This is a genomic window from Flavobacterium sp. (genome assembly GCF_031411595.1).
Taxonomy (GTDB): Bacteria; Bacteroidota; Bacteroidia; order Flavobacteriales; family Flavobacteriaceae; genus Flavobacterium.
In genome coordinates, this window is the sequence record NZ_JANOBI010000031.1 from 1 (window position 1) to 4012 (window position 4012).

General features: G+C 39.2%; 3 protein-coding genes. 2 read left to right on the plus strand and 1 reads right to left on the minus strand.

What is annotated here, in order from left to right:
* Positions 1-380: 380 nt before the first annotated feature.
* Positions 381-1283, minus strand: coding sequence for a DUF1566 domain-containing protein (locus tag RMO03_RS07155; RefSeq protein ID WP_309641411.1), 903 nt, complete (start codon positions 1281-1283; stop codon positions 381-383).
* A 146-nt stretch (positions 1284-1429) separates the two neighbouring features.
* Here RMO03_RS07155 and thrS point away from each other — a divergent pair, with 146 nt between their 5' ends.
* Both thrS and infC read left to right on the plus strand, forming a co-directional pair.
* Positions 1430-3376: a threonine--tRNA ligase gene (gene thrS, locus RMO03_RS07160; RefSeq protein WP_309641412.1), complete on the plus strand. Its 1947-nt coding sequence runs from the start codon at positions 1430-1432 to the stop codon at positions 3374-3376.
* A 23-nt stretch (positions 3377-3399) separates the two neighbouring features.
* The gene (gene infC, locus RMO03_RS07165; RefSeq protein WP_309641413.1) at positions 3400-3951 is read left to right on the plus strand and encodes a translation initiation factor IF-3; all 552 of its coding nucleotides are present in this window, start codon (positions 3400-3402) and stop codon (positions 3949-3951) included.
* Positions 3952-4012: the final 61 nt, after the last annotated feature.

Here is a 4012-nt window from a genome sequence, read left to right on the forward strand (position 1 = left end):
GCTGCAAAGATAACCACTTCTTTTACTTTTCTCCAAATATATTTTTAGGTTTTTTTCGCTTTGTTTATAACTCGTTGGACTCGCGCGAATTGAATACGAAAGTTTTTTCTTTAACCGCAAAGGGCGCTATGATTTTCGCAAGGAACGCTAAGAATTATTTGAAACAGATCCCTTCGCTGTGCTCGGGATGACGGACGTGAATTGAAATCCAAGGCCATAGCCCCGATAGAAGGGAAAATCCTTTTTTGTTTTTTCTTTAAAAACAAAAAAGATTGGAATGATAGCGGGATTAAGCTTCTGATGAAAATCTAATAACCAAAAATTCCTTTGTTTGCTACTACAACAAACAAAGGAATTTCAATTTTATTGACATAGTATCTTTAGAACTTACGAATTGGGCAAACGTTATTGTCTACATCATTTTTAAAAACCTGAGATGCAGTACCGGCAGTACCGTCAGAAAAATCAACTGCCCAAACCTTTGTTGTACTTACTTCCGAAGAACTAACATAAAGGTTTTGGTTAAAATAAATATCATCAACTGCCGCATTAAAAGCAGCTAATTTTATCAATTCGTTTTTACTTGGTAAAAACCAATCTGTGTAGGTGCCTACAACAAAATTGTTACAAAAAGTGATTGCTGTATTCGCTTCAAGGCAACTAAGCGAAAGTGCTTGTGTATTTGCACCACCTGAACCAAAGTTAATAGATGTATTATTTTGTAAAAAATTAATACAGCCAAACTCTAAGTAATTGTTATCAACCACGTTAGAATTTGCGATAAAACCATGTTGTATATTGGCATCGTAACCTGCGTCACCCGATTTGAAAAGATATACTATTTTGCCACCTTGATAACTTTGACCAAGAACTAATACTTGTTGCTGTTGTTGCAGCGTCGTAAAACTAATTTGGCTCCCATAATAGGTTCCTTCACTGTTAGTGGCATAGGCTCTAACGTAATAAAGTGTATTGGCAACAAGACCTGTAATTGAACTTGAAAAACTTCCAACATTACTTCCATTTGATGTTTTAGTTGGTAAATCAATTGTAGGGTTTGTATTAGTACTCCAAACTACTCCTCTAGCAGTTATTGGGAAATCTCCATCGTAGTCAATCGTTCCACCAGAAGCGGCGGCACTTGAGCTAAGACTCGTTATAGCTGTTGTCGTTAAGACAGGAATTACTGGTGCCGGTTCGTCATCCGAATTGCTGCTTGAACTACAGGAAATAACAAAAAAAGCGATTAATGCGCCTACTAAAATCTTAAGGTGTTTGTTCATGGTAAATAATTAAATGATTAGTTAAAAAAATTTCACGAAAGTATTCCTTATTTCTAAATAACTAAAAAAATAACAGAATATTTATATTTACTGCATTGTATGTGTTTTACGAATCAACTATATTTGCGCTTCCTAAAATGAGAACAATGATTAAGATTACTTTACCCGACGGGTCAGTGAAGGAGTTTGCGCCAGACGTGACTCCGATGGATGTTGCTAAGAGCATTAGTGAAGGTTTGGCTAGAAATGTGATTTCGGCTGCTTTCAATGGTACGACTGTAGAAACGGAAACCCAACTGACAACGGACGGTTCACTAATATTATTTACGTGGAATGACAAAGACGGGAAGAAAGCGTTTTGGCATTCGACTTCGCACGTGATGGCGCAAGCTTTGGAAGAATTATTTCCCGGTATTAAACTGACGCTAGGACCAGCGATTGATAATGGTTTTTATTACGATGTCGATTTTGGAGATACTAAAATCACCGACGCCGACTTTAAGAAAATTGAAGACCGTGTATTAGAAATATCTAGAGAAAAACACGAATTTAAAATGCGTTCGGTATCGAAAGCTGAAGCGTTAGAAGTCTATAAAAATAACGAGTATAAAACGGAATTGATTTCGAATCTTGAAGACGGTACGATTACGTTTTGCGATCATGCGAATTTCTTTGATTTATGTCGTGGTGGCCACATTCCGAATACCGGAATCATCAAAGCGATGAAAATCATGAGCGTTGCCGGTGCCTACTGGCGTGGTGATGAAAAAAACAAGCAGTTGACGCGCGTTTACGGAATCTCATTCCCAAAACAAAAAGATTTGACGGATTACCTCGAATTGCTTGAAGAAGCCAAACGCCGTGACCACCGTAAATTAGGAAAAGAATTGGAGTTGTTCGCGTTCTCACAAAAAGTAGGACAAGGTTTGCCATTGTGGTTGCCGAAAGGTGCTGCATTGCGCGATCGTTTAGAACAATTTTTGAAAAAAGCACAGAAGAAAGCCGGATACGAACAAGTCGTAACACCACACATCGGGCAGAAAGAACTGTATGTAACTTCCGGGCATTATGCTAAATATGGCGCGGATAGTTTCCAACCGATTCACACGCCGGCGGAAGGCGAAGAGTTTTTATTGAAACCTATGAATTGCCCACACCACTGTGAAATTTACAACACAAAACCTTGGTCGTATAAAGATTTACCGAAACGTTATGCTGAATTTGGAACGGTGTATCGTTATGAGCAAAGTGGTGAGTTACATGGATTAACACGTGTTCGTGGATTTACTCAGGACGATGCGCATATTTTCTGTACACCGGAACAGCTTGACGAGGAATTCAAAAAAGTGATTGATTTGGTGTTGTATGTTTTTAGTTCATTAGGATTTGAAAACTTCACGGCTCAGATTTCATTGCGCGACAAAGAAAACAGAGACAAATATATCGGCTCGGATGAAAATTGGGAAAAAGCCGAAAGCGCGATCATTAATGCGGCACGCGACAAAGGCTTGAATACGGTGGTTGAATATGGCGAAGCTGCATTCTACGGACCAAAACTAGACTTTATGGTCAAAGATGCACTGGGAAGACAATGGCAATTGGGAACAATTCAGGTGGACTACAACCTGCCAGAGCGTTTCGATTTAACTTATAAAGGCGCTGACGACAAGCTTCACAGACCCGTAATGATTCACCGTGCTCCGTTTGGTTCTATGGAAAGATTCATCGCGATTTTACTTGAACATACCGCTGGAAATTTCCCAATTTGGCTCATGCCCGAACAAGCTATTATCTTGTCTTTGAGCGAGAAATATGAAAATTATGCAAAAAAAGTTTTAAGTCTGCTAGAAAATCACGAAATTCGCGCCCTAATTGACAACCGAAACGAGACCATCGGCAGAAAAATTCGGGATGCGGAAACGCAGAAAACCCCATTTATGCTGATTGTTGGAGAGGAAGAAGAGAAAAACAACACCATTTCTGTACGCCGTCACGGACAGGAAGGAAAGGGCAATATCAGCGTTTCGATTGAAGAATTCGCGAAAATGGTCCAAGAAGAAATCGACAAAACATTAAAAGTATTTACCGTTTAACTTAAAATAATAAAGTCATAGCAATAAGAAGCAACAAGGGTTACCAACCCAGAGTAGAAAAAAAGGATGCGCACCGAATCAACAATTTAATTCGCGGTGTTGCAGAAGTAAGACTTGTGGGAGATAATGTAGAGCCAGGAGTTTTTAAAATCGCTGATGCCCTGAAACTCGCCGACGAGTTCGAATTGGATTTGGTGGAAATTTCTCCCAATGCCGATCCTCCGGTTTGCAAGATCATCGACTATAAGAAGTTTGTTTACATGCAGAAAAAGCGTGAAAAGGAACTTAAAGCGAAATCTACTCAAATCACGGTTAAAGAAATACGTTTCGGACCGCAGACTGATGAGCATGATTACGAATTTAAAAGAAAAAATGCCGAGAAATTCCTCAAAGAAGGTTCGAAACTGAAAGCATTCGTTTTCTTTAAAGGACGTTCGATCATCTATAAAGACCAGGGACAGATCTTATTATTAAGACTCGCCACGGACCTTGAAGAACACGGAAAAGTGGAAGCCATGCCGGTATTGGAAGGTAAGCGAATGATTATGTTTATCGCTCCGAAGAAGAAGAAGTAAAAAGTTGACCGTTGTCGGTTGACAGTTATCAGTAAAACTCCGTAAAGTATAAGTATACTGG

Excerpts from the sequence above, each read along its gene's own strand:
- thrS (WP_309641412.1), top strand. The coding sequence starts at position 1,430 with ATGATTAAGATTACTTTACCCGACGGGTCAGTGAAGGAGTTTGCGCCA.
- RMO03_RS07155 (WP_309641411.1), bottom strand. The coding sequence starts at position 1,283 with ATGAACAAACACCTTAAGATTTTAGTAGGCGCATTAATCGCTTTTTTT.